This is a genomic window from Nitrospirillum guanabarense, assembly GCF_034653355.1.
GTDB lineage: Bacteria > Pseudomonadota > Alphaproteobacteria > Azospirillales > Azospirillaceae > Nitrospirillum.
In genome coordinates this window covers 420,142-434,174 of sequence record NZ_JAYEER010000003.1, presented here as the reverse complement: position 1 = coordinate 434,174, position 14,033 = coordinate 420,142, and the positions used below count along the sequence as shown (strand labels likewise).

17 protein-coding genes and 1 pseudogene are annotated in these 14,033 nt (G+C 58.5%); 10 read left to right on the top strand and 8 right to left on the bottom strand.

The features are described 5' to 3' along the window. Positions 1 to 32 precede the first annotated feature (32 nt). From UAA55_RS11310 to UAA55_RS11305, 3 genes are all read left to right on the top strand, one after another. Complete coding sequence (locus tag UAA55_RS11310) at positions 33 to 968, top strand: hypothetical protein (protein WP_322952824.1); 936 nt, start codon at positions 33 to 35, stop codon at positions 966 to 968. A gap of 334 nt (positions 969 to 1,302) precedes the next feature. Next, positions 1,303 to 1,500, top strand: a complete 198-nt coding sequence (locus UAA55_RS31300; protein ID WP_088873732.1) for a MucR family transcriptional regulator — start codon at positions 1,303 to 1,305, stop codon at positions 1,498 to 1,500. A gap of 272 nt (positions 1,501 to 1,772) precedes the next feature. Next, positions 1,773 to 2,360, top strand: coding sequence for a hypothetical protein (locus UAA55_RS11305; RefSeq protein WP_145727688.1), 588 nt, complete (start codon positions 1,773 to 1,775; stop codon positions 2,358 to 2,360). Between the two features lie 111 nt (positions 2,361 to 2,471). Here UAA55_RS11305 and UAA55_RS11300 read toward each other — a convergent pair whose 3' ends face one another. The 3 genes from UAA55_RS11300 to UAA55_RS31295 form a co-directional block, all read right to left on the bottom strand. After that, entirely contained in the window at positions 2,472 to 2,876 is a 405-nt protein-coding gene (locus UAA55_RS11300) for an OB-fold nucleic acid binding domain-containing protein (protein WP_145727687.1), read from the bottom strand. 75 nt (positions 2,877 to 2,951) lie between these two features. Continuing rightward, entirely contained in the window at positions 2,952 to 3,074 is a 123-nt protein-coding gene (locus UAA55_RS11295; RefSeq protein WP_276328588.1) for a hypothetical protein, read from the bottom strand. Beyond that, positions 3,052 to 3,387, bottom strand: a complete 336-nt coding sequence (locus UAA55_RS31295) for an SOS response-associated peptidase family protein (protein ID WP_416235181.1) — start codon at positions 3,385 to 3,387, stop codon at positions 3,052 to 3,054. The genes UAA55_RS11295 and UAA55_RS31295 overlap by 23 nt, the downstream gene beginning before the upstream one ends. Positions 3,388 to 3,719: 332 nt before the next feature. Between UAA55_RS31295 and UAA55_RS11290 the strand changes: the two genes are divergently transcribed. Beyond that, the gene (locus UAA55_RS11290; protein WP_322952823.1) at positions 3,720 to 3,998 is read left to right on the top strand and encodes a hypothetical protein; all 279 of its coding nucleotides are present in this window, start codon (positions 3,720 to 3,722) and stop codon (positions 3,996 to 3,998) included. Positions 3,999 to 4,001: 3 nt separating this feature from the next. Next, positions 4,002 to 4,463, top strand: a complete 462-nt coding sequence (locus tag UAA55_RS11285; RefSeq protein WP_088873729.1) for a PIN domain-containing protein — start codon at positions 4,002 to 4,004, stop codon at positions 4,461 to 4,463. Here UAA55_RS11285 and UAA55_RS11280 read toward each other — a convergent pair. Next, a complete protein-coding gene (locus UAA55_RS11280) occupies positions 4,438 to 4,671 on the bottom strand; it encodes a hypothetical protein (protein WP_145727686.1) in 234 nt (77 codons plus the stop codon). The two genes, UAA55_RS11285 and UAA55_RS11280, sit on opposite strands and share 26 nt — an antisense overlap. 1,193 nt (positions 4,672 to 5,864) lie before the next feature. On the opposite strand from UAA55_RS11280, the gene UAA55_RS11275 reads away from it, so the two are divergent. The 4 genes and pseudogenes from UAA55_RS11275 to UAA55_RS31290 form a co-directional block, all read left to right on the top strand. Next, entirely contained in the window at positions 5,865 to 6,386 is a 522-nt protein-coding gene (locus UAA55_RS11275; RefSeq protein WP_145616780.1) for a hypothetical protein, read from the top strand. Next, positions 6,383 to 8,533, top strand: coding sequence for a Mu transposase C-terminal domain-containing protein (locus UAA55_RS11270; RefSeq protein ID WP_322952822.1), 2,151 nt, complete (start codon positions 6,383 to 6,385; stop codon positions 8,531 to 8,533). The genes UAA55_RS11275 and UAA55_RS11270 overlap by 4 nt, the downstream gene beginning before the upstream one ends. A 1-nt stretch (position 8,534) precedes the next feature. Beyond that, on the top strand, positions 8,535 to 9,518 hold the full coding sequence (locus UAA55_RS11265; RefSeq protein WP_322952820.1) for a TniB family NTP-binding protein: 984 nt from the start codon (positions 8,535 to 8,537) through the stop codon (positions 9,516 to 9,518). A gap of 2 nt (positions 9,519 to 9,520) precedes the next feature. After that, a pseudogene (locus UAA55_RS31290) lies at positions 9,521 to 9,904 on the top strand (TniQ family protein); the annotation flags it as partial. Positions 9,905 to 10,057: 153 nt separating this feature from the next. Here UAA55_RS31290 and UAA55_RS11260 read toward each other — a convergent pair. Then, entirely contained in the window at positions 10,058 to 10,198 is a 141-nt protein-coding gene (locus tag UAA55_RS11260) for a hypothetical protein (protein ID WP_322952818.1), read from the bottom strand. 347 nt (positions 10,199 to 10,545) lie between these two features. Between UAA55_RS11260 and UAA55_RS11255 the strand changes: the two genes are divergently transcribed. Next, the gene (locus UAA55_RS11255; protein WP_322952817.1) at positions 10,546 to 11,379 is read left to right on the top strand and encodes a P-loop NTPase family protein; all 834 of its coding nucleotides are present in this window, start codon (positions 10,546 to 10,548) and stop codon (positions 11,377 to 11,379) included. A gap of 331 nt (positions 11,380 to 11,710) precedes the next feature. Here UAA55_RS11255 and UAA55_RS11250 read toward each other — a convergent pair whose 3' ends face one another. From UAA55_RS11250 to UAA55_RS11240, 3 genes are all read right to left on the bottom strand, one after another. Beyond that, a complete protein-coding gene (locus UAA55_RS11250) occupies positions 11,711 to 12,904 on the bottom strand; it encodes a beta/alpha barrel domain-containing protein (protein WP_322952815.1) in 1,194 nt (397 codons plus the stop codon). A 107-nt stretch (positions 12,905 to 13,011) separates the two neighbouring features. After that, positions 13,012 to 13,470: a periplasmic heavy metal sensor gene (locus UAA55_RS11245; RefSeq protein WP_322952813.1), complete on the bottom strand. Its 459-nt coding sequence runs from the start codon at positions 13,468 to 13,470 to the stop codon at positions 13,012 to 13,014. Between the two features lie 160 nt (positions 13,471 to 13,630). Beyond that, on the bottom strand, positions 13,631 to 14,026 hold the full coding sequence (locus UAA55_RS11240; protein ID WP_322952811.1) for a hypothetical protein: 396 nt from the start codon (positions 14,024 to 14,026) through the stop codon (positions 13,631 to 13,633). Positions 14,027 to 14,033: the final 7 nt, after the last annotated feature.

The following is a 14,033-nucleotide window of genomic DNA, read 5'->3' as shown; positions in this document are numbered from 1 at the left end:
ACATCGTCTTGTCAAAATAAACCGGTGTTCCGATGTCATCAAATGACCAGGCTATTGAAAAAATTTGGTGGCAGCTCTGCCTTAACTCAACAAGCCTATACAGGAGTGCGCTGGGCCCTATAACGAAAAGCGAAATGATTTCTCTTGGGAGAAGAAGCATTGCTAGCAGTGAAGTTACTAGTTCAGTTATATCTTCTCAGAAGTCCGCGGAAGATATACTTGATGATACGCATACTTTAATTGACGCTATCAACAAAAATGGGAATTTTTTTAAGATTATAGAAATATCAAAAAATGACAAACTGGGAGGTCTAATTTTTGTTCACCCGCATCATCAACAACTGGCTGAATCCGGTCATATAGCTGAGGTCGAAAATACGCCACTTAGCAATTACCGCATCAAATATCCAGCAAGGTCGACAATAATTCTAACATTGGATATGTTAAAAACCATAGAAGACCCAGAAAATCTGGGAACTCCCGCTTTTCCAGCCCTCGAGACCTATTTTTCTGAATACGATGAAGAATTATTGTCTGACGTTTATTATGATTTTCCGGATTTGTTGCCAAGAGGTGAATCGAAAATCGCAGAAATATATAGGCGGTCAGCGAAACACATGTTCACGCATGGCCGCAGAGCCGAGATACTTTGGGGTTTTTTGGCGGATCGCATCGGTCCTTCTGATAAGTATTTTCGCTCTATATCGCCGTCTATCACTATGGCAAATGGTACGGATGGTGGAATCGACGATCTAAGAACAACGGCGACTGGCGCCTTACTCGCGACACAAGTTAAAGGCGGAAAGACATGGGGGAAACCTCTGATCCGAGGAAGGATGCTCGGAAATTTTTTGTGCTTGACGGCGAAAGCCAGCACCAGTGGAAGCATCGTCGAACGCGGATTAAATTGTATCCGATGCTGGATGAACCAGTCGGCAATGAAGGTGCGATACGTGATGATCATCTGATCGTCCATTTCCTTGCGTTTGGGAAACGTAGCCCGGGATCGGTTAAAGTACTTCGTGGCAAGACGTGGCCATCACACCGCAATCGAAGCGGGCAACCCCCTAGAGGAAAAGGCGAAGTGGCGCCGCTTCCTATTGATCGGCGTATGTACATATCAGGAATGGATGTCATAGTCCTCTCTGATGCGGAATTCTTTGGAAAGACGAGAGTGGATATGTCGCATTCATCGACGTCTCTATTGTCGAAAATAACAAATAAGCCTCTCACACACCCACTTGCTCTTGATTATGATGTTCCATTTAAACCAGTATCGCCCATCTGATCATAGAGCTATTGATGCTGAAGCGGTATCTGCGCACGGCCTTGACCCTGGTGCATAGAGAATATTGCACCGGGGGACTGCCCGTGGAATACGCGATGGTCCCGCCGAACTACGCCGATCAGCGCACCGGCTTGGCCAAGCAGATTGGCTTGGCCAACCGGCCCCCGCCAAGGCAACTCGAAGAAAAGCATAACTGTCGCAGCTTGAGATAAACGAGGAAGCGGTGACTGAGATCGTAGAGCGTTGCATTTTTTGCGGTAATCCGGCCTCGCGGCTCACCTGGGAGCATCTTTGGCCCAGATGGTCCCACCGGGAAATTACCCGCTCAATGCGAAAGTGGGATGGGTTCAAAGCGGTGGAACGGATCGAACGAGGTTCCGTAGAGACTAAGGGCATCCGCAAGATAAAGCGCGGTGGGGACATTCACGACCTCCAAGTTCACTGCGTGTGTGGTGGTGATCGGAAGAGCTGCAACAATGGCTGGATGAAGAACATCGAAGATCGCGCAAAGCCGATTATGATCCCCTTAATGCAGGGTCAATCGCTACGAATTGCGCCGGACGCACAGAGTGTTATCGCTGGATGGGCTGCGGTAAAGGCGACAGTAGCGGAGCACATTTCGATTGGCGATGTTACAACCTCTCAAGCAGAACGAGATTTGCTCCGGCAAACGGGATTACCACCTCACCACGGCTGGGCCGTTTGGATTGGCCATTATGAGCGGAGTGCCTGGCAAGCGTATCTTGGATCAAATGCATTTCTTTACCTTCCTGGCCCGGAAAATGCCCATCTTCTTGGTACATCTCCGACTGAATACAATGGCCAGGCCTCGTTCCAAATTTTAAAAAACCTTTTTATTTATGTTATGCGATGCCGCGACCTTGAGTTTGTTGAAAGGTGGCGTTTCGATGTTACAGCATCGAGATTTCTCCGCAAAATCTGGCCGCCAAGCAACCTCAGTATTAAGTGGCCGCCGCCTATTATGTCAGACGTAGACGCCGATTATGTTGCATCCGCTCTGAAAAAGAGGGGTGCATTAGCGGTTCAGCGGCGCCTTATGCGAAACTCTTGAGTATATAAAGTATGCCATCCATTGCAGGCCAACGCCTCAGAGCCGGACTTGGGGTGGCTGCTACACACGGAAAATGTTCCAACCGGACTTAAGGCGCCACCAGGTGTAGGTTTACTTGAAATTCCGTCCCTCCCCATACACCAGCCGCAACGAGCCTGGCTCTGGCCGCCGAACCTCATCAGCCCGCGGCAGCGGCGTTTCGAACGGTCCATCCAGTTCGGTCAGCCCCCTGAGGATGTGACCAAGATCCACCAGCCGGTCAGCGATGACGTGGATGACGTCGCCTTCACGCTGAAGGCGCCCATGGACACCCAGCATGGTGGCCGTCAACACTTCCCGGCGCTGCTTCGCGAACAACGACGGCCAAATGATGGCGTTCACGATGCCAGTTTCGTCCTCCAAGGTCTCAAAGATCACCCCTGACGCCGTGCCCGGCTGCTGACGGATCAGGACCAAGCTCGCGACCGCCACCCGGGCGCCGTCCTTGAGACTGGGCAACATGACGGCGGGCGTCATCCCCAATGCCGCAAGCTGGGGGCGCAGCAGGGCGCAAGGATGGCCTTTCAAGGACAGGTACAGGGTTCGGTAGTCCTAGCGGACGGCCTCGCCCAGCGGCATCGCAGGCAGCGTCAGGAAGGGCTCCTCGCCGAACTCGACCGGTGGCCGGTTGTCGCCCAGCAAGCCCCAGCCATCAGCGGCTTCGAACAGCGGCAACGGCGCGTCCCCGAGTCGTTTGACCTCCCATAGCGCCCGGCGCCGGTCCACGCCCAGGCTGCCAAACGCATCCGCTCCAGCCAGCCGCTCTCCACTGCACTGACAGAAACCTTCGCTGTAAATCGGTACGGAATAATGCCGCCGATGACAGACCAAGGTGCCGCTCGCCGGTTTCCGAATGCAGCCGGGTGACTGGCGCCGAGGCGGTCGGAGGAAGATTGTATCGGGGTGCGAAATTCGGGAGCGGACCCAGCGTGGCGAAGAGCTGACGAAGAGCTTCTGGAGGAGTCGTGATGGAATAGCGACCACACATTCCTATCCCGATCCCAAAGCTGCCTGAGATCTATTCTCTTCGTTTCTTGGAAAACATTACAAATCCGGCGTGAGCTGGGAAATGATTTTTCCTTAAAAAGACGGGCTCAAAAAGGACAAGTGATTCGAAATTTTTCGACCTCTTGAATTCGAAATCACAAAGCTCCGTTTATCCGAAGAGACCTTGCCCGGCTGAAATGTGCGGCATAGGCTTTCTCAGGAATTCCTGAGGGCGCGATTTCTGGGGCGCATGGGGTCCGGTAGCTACCGGCGGACCCTGCATGTCCCGATACGCTTGTGTACGCCCTGGTGAAGTGCCGAGGCTAAGTCAGTATGGCGAACAAGGACTCCTGGGAACTGGGGCCTCTCGGCGATGGTGTTGCCGAGGTCGTCACGGCATGCCAATACGACGGCCCCCAAGCCCTCGCCAGCAGCGGCGCCAACATTGCCGTCGTGATCTCCCAAGCCGACTGGCTGGCCATTCGATCTCTACTGAAAGATCACTTGGCCGCCGGATCGGCAGCCGCCTACCTTGGTGGCCGGGCCGGTGACACCCCGTTCACCTGGATCCCCAGAATAGTCGGCAGGCAGGCCGGGGAGGATGGGAAATGACCGGTGACATACGTTGTCGACACCTGTGTCCTGTCGGATCTCCGGCGCGGCACTAAGCATCCGGAACTGCTGAGATGGTGGACTGACACGTCCCCCGACCAGCTCTTGGTCCCTGCCGTGGTGATCTCGGAGATAGAACGCGGGATAACCCGCCTGCGTATCCAGGGCCGAATAGCCGAGGCCAACGACAACGACCTCTGGTTCCGCGCCCTGACATTGGCGCTGCCGATCATTCCCTACGACGGCCAGATCGCCAGGCTCCATGGGGCACTCTCCATCTCCGTTCCCCATGACGGGACCCCAAGCTTCGAGCGGGACCTCATGATCGCGGCAACAGCCCTGGACACGGGCGCGATAATAGCGACCCGCAACATACGCCACTTTTCCCTCATCGCCGCCAGCACGGGCCTTGAACTGCTGAACCCCTACGATAGCCCGATTAATGTCGAGGCGCAGTCGGGTTAGCCGCCGTCTTCAGGCCCACCAGCGCCGACAAGTCGACATGAACATTGGGGCGCCGCTTCAGGCTGATCGGAACCATCCCCTCCGCGACGTCAGCCAACTGCTCTACTGGCGGGATCAGCACCGGCAGCGGGGATCGGGCCCATTCCAAGCCCTCGACGATTTCCTCGATCAGCAAGTCGTGCCAAAAGCCGGGCGCCTTCTCGGACATCGCGTCCTCCATATCTGGTTGGGCCCGCCATCCCTTAAGGGTGGCCATGTCGGTCAGCCTACGCCTCTTTGTCCGACGAGGGGACTCGATTCGAAAACTATCGGTGGCGGACGAATACTCCCCAGAAGTGGCGCCTGAATTTTCCCCAGTTTCGCTGATCGGTCAGGTTTCGGGGAGCATGCCTCCCGAGACCTCGTGGCCGGTAACCCGAACTGCCGTCGCAAGCGCGATGGGGGGCGGGAACTCACCTGCGGACGCTTGAGCGCTGGAATTGAAGGGTTTATCCCGCAAATGGGTAATTTCGGGAAAACGCGGGATAAAGCGAAACCCCACCAGCTGCTCAACTCGCGTCCGAATTCGACAGGATATAGAATGTCCCGACAACCAGTGACCTGGCTGTTCTTAAGATAAAGACTTTACGCCGAGACTATATCGGAAAAGTTCATTTTGATTCTTGATGGGAATATCCAGAGTAGGCCTAATGATCGGCAGGCTCCTCACATCCGGTGACGCGCTATGATCGACCACTTAACGTTCCGCCAAGTACACGGCCCATATCTGCGGTCCCAATTTGGACTCGCAATGCGCCAGGGGGACTTCATAAGCGGTGATATAGCCTCCGCCAGCATACGGCTGATAGGCACTTATTTCGGGATCTGACGGTCAAAGCGGCCCAACCAAGGCCCCTGAAAATACACAGCCTTGGTTTGAATCAACCTAGCCGGACCACGGATCGTAGATCGCTAATCGCCCATTTCTGATCAGATTAATACATCAGCTTGAGGTCGTGCGCAATTGTTGCTGACGCACATCTGCGTGTATGCAAGTTGCGTCGCTGCCCCGGGCCGGAGTACAAAATCATGGCCAGCACGAATGACACCGCGTATTCGACGGAATATTGGCTAATTGTTGCGGCGATTTCAGCAGACATACTCCAAATAATATGACCTGAAACCGACGTCGTCACGTCAGTTGGTCCTGTTATTGGAATCCACCGAATAAGCGGGGGTATTATGCCTTCGAGCATTTCATTTTCCGGACCTGATCGAGGTCTCGGGCCTGGAGCTATTCAACTTTCACAAGCTGATGGTACCCCGCCTAAAGGCTATCGGGCTCGGCAGAGTGGCATTTTCGCGACCAGGAAAGTTGTCGAAGGACAAGCTCGCTGGTACCGCGACATTGACCGCGACTTCATGTACCTGCTCCAGGCGGACCCCTCCGTCATCGGGTTCCAGTCAAGGCCACACGTCGCTCACTATATCCTCAACGGCAAGCCGACCTCCCACGTCGTCGCATTCATCGTGCAGGCGGAGGCCGCCACCTACGCTGTCGACATCATCGACACGAGGCAGAAGCCGAAGGCTCGATATTGCGACGCCGACCTCCTGACCACGGCATATGGCCGGTGGGGGATTGACTATCGCTGCCTCGATGACCGGTTCGTCCACCTCGAACCCAGGTTCAAAAACGCAGTCGAACTGAACCGATGGAAGAGCGCCCCCCTAAACCGGGCCAGCGAGCTTTCCGTCATCGAGGCGATCTCCAACGGTGCTGACACCGTGGGCAAGGTCATCCAGGCCATAGGCGGCACCGAGGTCACAGGCCTGGCCCACGTCTACGGACTGGCTCTCAAAGGCAAGCTGCGGCTCAGCATGAGTCAGCCCTTATCCGCCAATACATCAGTTTGCCTCGTCACGGGGAGGAAGACGCTATGACCAGCATTGCCCTCTTCCGCGACCAGTACCTGCGCATCGAAGGGCGAATGGTTGCTTTCGAGCGCCGTGACGCATGCCGCAACCTGGTGTTCCTTGATGTCGCCAACAGCTCCCCTTTCGTGGTTCGCGAAGACGAGCTGCTGGACCTGATGGCGAGGGGACAAGCGTATCGCGTCGGCGGTGCTGAAGAACGCGCCTTCAAGGAAGGCCGCAAGAGCGACCTGACATCGCTGGCCCAGCTCCAAGTCGATGAAGACCTGAAGGCCCGGACTCTGCGCCGAGTGACCTACGTCCAGGCTTGGGAAAGGAGTGGGCTGAAAACCCGGAAGCGGCAGGAACTCGTCCCTGTCATCGAAGCCACGGCCGCCGTGCTGAACGACCGTCACCCTCCTCAACCGGGCACGCTCCAGAGTTGGATCACCGAATGGGAGAAAAGCGGGCGCGATTTCCAGGCCTTGATGGACCGCATTGCCCAGCGCGGGCGCCGCGGCTCACAGCAGAAGCTCGATGCGCAGAACCTGTTTGACGAAACGGTCGAGGGCCTCTTCCTGAATTCAATGCAGTACGACGTGAGCAACGTCTACAGACAGGTCCGCGACGTGTTCACGCGCCGCAATCGGCTGACCGGCGACACGTGGGTGCCGAGCTACTCCACCGTCTACCGGAAAATCAAAACCTACGACCGATACGTGGCCACCGCGAACCGGAAAGGTGTCGCCGTGGCAGACCGGATTTATCGGCCGAAGACCGGACATGTCTCGACTGAGCGCCACCACGAGCGCACTGAACTGGATCTGCTCAAGACCGACTTAATCGTGGTCGACAAGGATGGAAATCCCATCGACCGTCCCGTCGTCATTATCGCTTACGACCACTTCAGCAGGATGCCGGTTGGCCGCTACATCGGCTTCGAGCAATCTGTCGCCGCTGCCATCGAATGCATCCATCACGCGACCTACCCAAAAACGTATGTGAAGGAAAAGTACCCTGACATCAAAGGGGCGTGGCCGTGCTGGGGGCTGTCCGAAAATTACTTCGCGGACCTGGGGAGCCAGTTCGTCGCCAATGACTTCTCGGCGATGCTCAAGCTGCTTGGTTGCAACATCACCTTCGCGGCCCGCGAGACGCCCAACGACAAGGCGGCAATCGAACAATTCTTCGGCACCTTCACCCGCAGCCTGGTCCGCTACATCCCGGGTCGAACCTTCGAAGACTTTTATCGGCGGCGGAACGAAGAAACCGTCGAAATGCAGCCTGTCGTTACCCTGGAGGAGCTGGACTACCTGGTCCATCGTTGGATTATCGAGGTCTATTCCCAACAGTTCCACACCGGAATCAACGACGCGCCTCATCGCCGGTGGCTGGAAAGCGTGGCGCGGCACCACATTATTCCGCTGCCCGAACCGGAGGTGTTGAAAGCGGCGTTCTGTCTGACAACGCATCGGCGGCTGTTCGATTACGGGGTCAGGGTCAATAACCTGATCTACAACGGGCCTGAAATCGCGGCCATTCGCACCAGCCCCGCCTACAACCCCGGCGGCACGGTGATGTGCAAGATCGACCCTAAAGACCTGGGAGCCATCCAGGTCTACGACCCCGGGCGAGAGCGCTTCGTTACCGTCCAACAATCACCCGGTTCGCGGCGGATGTTCGACGCGCGCGGTGTGACGCTCGTGCAGCAGACCCTGGCCCTGAAACTCATCAAGGCCCGACCGGAAAAATATAGCGAGGACAACGTCGCGGCAGCCCACGCCGACCTACAGCGGTACATCCAAGACAAGCATGTCCCCAAAGACCGAAAGGTTCGACGGCTGAAAGCTGCTTATGGCGTCCCTAAGCACCAGATCCCCAGTCCCATCAATCCGGCGCTAAGCGACCTTTCCATTTCGGACGCATTGGAGCAGCTGCCGGACTCGGTTCTTGCTGGGGAATTCACCATTCCGGACGAGGACGACAACATCGGCCAGGACTTCACTGCTTCCGCGCCAACACCGGAGGTCTTGGAACTACTCCCGTCCCCGACCGAACCTGTCGCATCGGATTTATCGGCCTCGGGGACCAACTCGTCAGCTTCCAGCGCAGCAAGGTTTGCAGAGATGGCTCGCCGTATGGGGGTCACCGGTCGGGGTGGAAACAAGGATGTCTAACATGGATCGTGAAGAGCGACTTGAACGCTTCAGAAACATTGTAAAAATCGCTATCGACCTGCCTAAACAGGCTCAAATCAAGCAGTGGATTCGCAACGCAATAGACATTGGTTGTTGCGGTAAGGAAGCCCGGTCGATGACGTTGCTGGGGCCTACGGGTACCGGCAAGTCTACCCTCCTCAAGGAGATTGTCGACGAGTACCCGGCTGAACAGCGGGATCGCTATCTCTATCACCCGGTCCTATATGTTGAGATTCCTCCTCAATCGACGCTGAAGGCCTTGGCCATCGCGATCTTAAAAGCGCTGGGCGATGTTCCCTCGAATCGCAGCGTGTCCGAGTACACCCATATTGTTACCCGGACGCTGGCCAGAGCGGCGCCTAAACTCCTCATCCTCGACGAGATCCAGCACATCGTCAGCGCGGGTAACAAGCGAGCCAACGCGTATGCTTCAGGCGACCTCATCAAATCCATCCTGAACGCCGCTGTCTGTCCGGTGATTCTCGCGGGTCAGCCCGAGGGAGCCGAGGTCATCGATACAAATTCCCAGTCGGAGCGTCGGAATGGATGGTCTGAACGTCTGGAGCCCTTCGATTGGTTCAAACAGGCGGACCGGGATATCTACCAATCTTTCCTCTACATGTATGAAGAACGCATGGGCCTCCCAGCGCCGTCGAACCTGTTCGACGATGACATGGCATTTCGCCTTTGGATCGCTTCTGACGGCTTAATTGGAAGAACCACCAAATGGCTCCAAATGGCGGCGGAAATGGCGCTGGTTGAACGCAGCTCTCCATTGCCCTGCCTAAGCCAGGAACTCCTCGCTGAAGCCTTCGAAAGGGGACAGGTCAGGGCAGAGCGCCGACAGCCCAATCCGTTCCGGTCCGATAAGCATTCCCTGAAGGTGCTGCCCGCGCCCACCACGGAGAAACTCAGCCTCCCCCGGCCGCGTAAAACCGATCAGGCGCTGAAGGAACTGCTGTAGCCATGTTCAAATTGATTTTCCCGCTGGTGCCCTACGTTGATGAAGGGTTCCTTGGTTTCGTCGCCAGGTCTGCTGAAGAGAACTTCAGGCCCACCCCCTGGGCCGTGCTGACATATGTAGCTCCGCGCCTCATGGCGGCCCGCGCCTTCATGCTGTCGAATACCGACATGGAGCCCCTTCGCCACCTCCTGTCGATGACGCCTGACGAGTTGGAGCGCATGTCCTACCGCGCAGCCGATACCCGACACGTGCGCCTCCTCGGGCACACGCTGTCGAAGGAACTCGTCTCCCTCATCTGGCGGAAATGCTGCCCGTTGTGCCTGGCTGAAGCCCCTTATCATCGCGCTGTCTGGGACTTCGTGTTCATGGTGGCCTGCCCCCATCACAACGTCATGCTGGTCGACCGGTGTGCCGAGTGCAGGGGGCCACTCAACTGGCTGACCAGCAAGTTGACCCACTGCGTGCATTGCGGTGCCGACTACCGCGTCATCGACCCCGAGCCTGCCCCTGACGACATTGAAGGCCTGAAAGCGGTTGTTTCACTCCTCGAAGGTAAGCCCCCGCCGGAAGGGCTGGCAGGCATGGATGTCGGCTGCCTGCTGAAGACCATCTACATGCTGGGCCAATGCGTCCACGACACCTTGTTGAATGTCGCGGCGGTCAAAATCGGTCGGCATCATCCCGAACGAGTCCTTGCCTACCTGAACATCGGCTGGCAGGCCTGCGCGGACTGGCCTCATTCCTTCTACCGCCATATCGATTGGCTGCGGCAGTCAGCGGCTGATCGTCAGGACCAGCACGAGCGGATGCACCGCGACATCGGTGTTACCGCCAAATGGATCCTAAAGCAGGATAAGGACCCGGCGTTTGGGCCCATTACCGGCACCTTCAGCCAGTATGTCGCCGGTGATGTCACGCTGGTAACCAAAGCCAGGGCCGTCGTCCGCGCGCGCCGTGCCAATCCATCGCGGTCCTTCTTCTTCCCCAGGAGGCTATTCGCCTCCTGGGGACCTCAATGCCTCAACTCATGCGTCTGGCCGAGGAACGCGACATGTTTTTGGTCAAGGGAACGGGCAAAGGCTTCGGTTCTCGGCTCGACCCCCAGAAGGTTTTGGACCTCCAAGCCGAGGTCGAGCGGTACATTGATGGCAAGGCCGCCAGGGCCATGCTGGGGGTCAATGATCGGACCCTTGGGCAGATGGAGGACGCCGGTCTTCTCACCGTGGCATCCGAGCCCATCGCCACCACATTCTTTAAGCACCCGCTTCTCAGGGCAGAAGTCCAGGATCTCCTGGACGCCGTCAACCGCCTGGAACTGACGGAGCTGCCGTTGCCGCTGGGCAAAGACATGATCACGACGGCCAACCTCATCAGACGCATGCCGATGAGTTATGACGACCGGAACGCCGCGACGGTATATCGCGCTGTCATCGAGGGAACCTTGCTTCCAGCCGGGAGGCTGGCGGGATCCCGGGGATTTACCAATCTGGTTTTCACCATCGACGCGGTGAAGAAGTTGGCGGTGAAGCTTCGCCAGGACGTTCTGGCCGTTTCCGACATTGCGGCCAAGCTGAACGTTCAGACCAAGTCGGTTCGACTTTGGGTGCAAAACGACATCCTGAAATCCAGGGACAAGGTCGGACGCGTCACCCGCCGTGCCAAGGTCTTGAACAAGGATTTCCGCGACTTTTCTGGAAGGTACATGCTCGCCAGAGACGTTGCGGCCCAGCGCGGTTTAGATGTCAAATCAGTCAACTCGACGCTTCTGTATAGCGGAGCACGACCGGTTTCCGGTCCCTCCGTCGATGGCGGCGAGATGTATCTTTATGAGCGCAGTGATATCGACCGGATCATCGGATAGATAAATCGGCGCGAGGGGCGCGACATATCTCTCCGAATCAAGTCCCTCGGCCACTCCAATAAGGGGCCGGGCCAACGACACAGCCGACACGAATCCGGCGTTCTATGACAAAGACCGGCCTGAATCCGGCATTCCATGAAAAGGAATCCGGAATTCTATGAAAAGCCCCCCAGATTTCCTGGGGCTCTCAGACGCCCAAGATCCGGATTTCCATGAAAAGGGATGAGATGAAGGGCATCAAGTAACGCCCCTCCCTCACATCTTAGAAGCGCCCCCGGGCGGCCTCCCCGAGCGATCGGGAAGGCCGCCCGGGGCTTTTTCTGTTATTCGGTCAGCGTTTCAGCAGGAATTCGCGTCCCATTTTAACGCGGGCCACGCCATCGTAGGCGACGATGTCGGCGGTTGCGTAGGTCTCGCCCCAATGTTCCGGCAGGAAGCTGCCCGTGCCCACCACGTCGATGGGCGCCTGGGCATCGGCCATAACCCGGCATTTGGCCGGGCTGAAACCGCTGGATGCGACGATCCGCACCTTGTCGAAACCAGCTTGGTCGAGGTTCTCGCGCATCCAGTGCAGGCCCGCGGCTGAGACGCCGGCGCCAATCAGGTAGCGCAACTCGGTTTCGTCCCGATATCCCCGGATGCTGTCGGGCGCGCGCCGCTCCAGCACGGCATAGCTCTGTGGCGGGTCCAGGCCCTCGATGAACCGGCCCCCCGGGGTGTCCAGACGCACTGATAATCTGCCGGCCGCCGCCAGTTCGGAGAAGCGGCGGCACACCTCCAGCGTGTCGCTGACCTCACGGCCGAAATAATCCACCAGCACGGTCATGGATTCGCCGGGGAAGGTGTCGTGGTAAAGCTCCGCCGCCTTCACGGTGGACCCGGCATAGCCTATCAAGGCATGCGGCATGGTGCCGAAGCCATGGGACTGGCCGAAGTAATGGGCGGTGGCGTCGGTGGCGTTGCCCATGAAGCCAACGGCGCCGACCTTGCGCTTGGCCCGTTCGGAACCGACGCTCGCCGCGTAGGCCATCAGGTCGGCCATTTCGGTACCGGCGCAATGCCGGGCATCCATGGCCAGGAAGGCGGATTTAGGCAGGCCCGCACTCATTACGAAGGCGTTATAAGCGGCCACACAAGCCGGGCCTAGTTTCATCAGAAACAGGGTTTCCAACTCCGTGAGTTGGGAGAAGGGTCCCGTGATCCACATCATGGGTTCGCCAGCCCCGACCCACTGGCCTTCATGATAGCGGACTTCGATTTCCGGCGTGAAGCCCCGGGCCGCCGCCACCGACTTCAGCCAGTCCAGCGCCAGCCGGGGGGCGAACACCACGGGGCGGCGCATAAAAATGGCGTAGGTGATGGGAACGTCGCCGTGCCGCTCCACAATGGTACGGGTACGCTTGAAATAGACGTCCGTCCATTGACCGACAGCGTCGGCCGGGGGCCACGGCCGGGCAGCCCCCTCGGGTATCGGGGCCGTGGCGCCGCCGCCGGGCGCCGCTAGTTTCATCTTGTCCTCGGCCATGTGGCCATCCTTCCGTCGTCCTCAGGACATGCGCCGAGGATCATAGACGATGGGCGGTGGGCCAGGGCAAGCGGCGTCATATGGGCTGTGGCGAAGCCGTGGCGCCCTCACTGGGGCTTGTCGTGGCTGTCGGAGGGCGGTGTCTGGCCGTAGGCGCGGGCGTAAGCGCCCAACGCGGTTTCATGCACATTCTGCTGAATTTCAGCAATCAGGGCGCGCACACGGGTGAAGGCGGCGTTGGCGGCCACGGCATCGAACGGTTGCGCCTTCAACTGCTGCACCGCTTCGCGCCGGGCATCGCGTAGTTGCTGCAACTGGATCTGCGACAGATCCTGATGGGCGGCGATGGCGTCCTTCAGGAAGGGCAGCACTTGCTCTGGCGCGTTCTTCACGAAGAGATCGTAAGGGCCCGGGCGGGTATTGTTGTTGGCGTTGTTGTCGCCACGCATGACATTCACCCGGCTGAAGGGGCGGGAGCCGTCCAGGCGCTGGCCCACGACCATGCCCGCAACCAACAGATTGATCGAGACGGAGATGGCCAGCAGGACGATCACCAGTCTGGACAAGGTGGGGCTTCCAGGGGAAGTGCCCGGGTCGGAATGCGCACGCCCCTCGGTCACTGTCCAATCTCCGTGTCGATTTCAGTCATGGCCTTAATATATTCCGTCGTGGCGGAGGCCCGCGAGTCGCCGGACGGCAGCGCGAGGGGTGAGACGCCATGCACCCCTAGCACGATACCCACCACAGCCGCCGCCAGCCCGGAAGCCAGGGCAGCGGGAATGCCGCCAACCCAAACCGCGCGGCTGCCGCCGGCGAAGGCTGGGGTCCGGCCGGGCAGTCCCCGCCCTGTGGGGGGAAGCGGTGTTCCGTTCCGAGGGGCGCGGGCCGCCCGCCGGCGGAAGCAGTGGGAATGGCCAGGATGGCCCGGCGCAGCTCAGCGCTGGCACGGTCCAAGGGCATGGCCGTCAGCGCCTGTTCGGCCAGGCGGGCCTGGGTTAGCACGATCCGCGCCGCGTCCGATTGGGCCAGCAGGCCGGCCGCCCGGGGGCGATCCGCCGCCGGCCACAACTCAGGGTCCGGGCCATGCAGATCGACCAGATCCTCGAACTCCGCGATCGTCATCGTTCCA

What these genes read in the sequence shown, in the direction of transcription:
- UAA55_RS11310 (WP_322952824.1), top strand. Translation starts at nt 33, where the DNA reads ATGTCATCAAATGACCAGGCTATTGAAAAAATTTGGTGGCAGCTCTGC.
- UAA55_RS31300 (WP_088873732.1), top strand. Translation starts at nt 1,303, where the DNA reads ATGCTGAAGCGGTATCTGCGCACGGCCTTGACCCTGGTGCATAGAGAA.
- UAA55_RS11305 (WP_145727688.1), top strand. Translation starts at nt 1,773, where the DNA reads ATGAAGAACATCGAAGATCGCGCAAAGCCGATTATGATCCCCTTAATG.
- UAA55_RS11300 (WP_145727687.1), bottom strand. Translation starts at nt 2,876, where the DNA reads ATGACGCCCGCCGTCATGTTGCCCAGTCTCAAGGACGGCGCCCGGGTG.
- UAA55_RS31295 (WP_416235181.1), bottom strand. Translation starts at nt 3,387, where the DNA reads ATGTGTGGTCGCTATTCCATCACGACTCCTCCAGAAGCTCTTCGTCAG.
- UAA55_RS11290 (WP_322952823.1), top strand. Translation starts at nt 3,720, where the DNA reads ATGGCGAACAAGGACTCCTGGGAACTGGGGCCTCTCGGCGATGGTGTT.
- UAA55_RS11280 (WP_145727686.1), bottom strand. Translation starts at nt 4,671, where the DNA reads ATGTCCGAGAAGGCGCCCGGCTTTTGGCACGACTTGCTGATCGAGGAA.
- UAA55_RS11275 (WP_145616780.1), top strand. Translation starts at nt 5,865, where the DNA reads ATGTACCTGCTCCAGGCGGACCCCTCCGTCATCGGGTTCCAGTCAAGG.
- UAA55_RS11270 (WP_322952822.1), top strand. Translation starts at nt 6,383, where the DNA reads ATGACCAGCATTGCCCTCTTCCGCGACCAGTACCTGCGCATCGAAGGG.
- UAA55_RS11265 (WP_322952820.1), top strand. Translation starts at nt 8,535, where the DNA reads ATGGATCGTGAAGAGCGACTTGAACGCTTCAGAAACATTGTAAAAATC.
- UAA55_RS11260 (WP_322952818.1), bottom strand. Translation starts at nt 10,198, where the DNA reads ATGATGCCGACCGATTTTGACCGCCGCGACATTCAACAAGGTGTCGTG.
- UAA55_RS11255 (WP_322952817.1), top strand. Translation starts at nt 10,546, where the DNA reads ATGCGTCTGGCCGAGGAACGCGACATGTTTTTGGTCAAGGGAACGGGC.
- UAA55_RS11250 (WP_322952815.1), bottom strand. Translation starts at nt 12,904, where the DNA reads ATGGCCGAGGACAAGATGAAACTAGCGGCGCCCGGCGGCGGCGCCACG.
- UAA55_RS11240 (WP_322952811.1), bottom strand. Translation starts at nt 14,026, where the DNA reads ATGACGATCGCGGAGTTCGAGGATCTGGTCGATCTGCATGGCCCGGAC.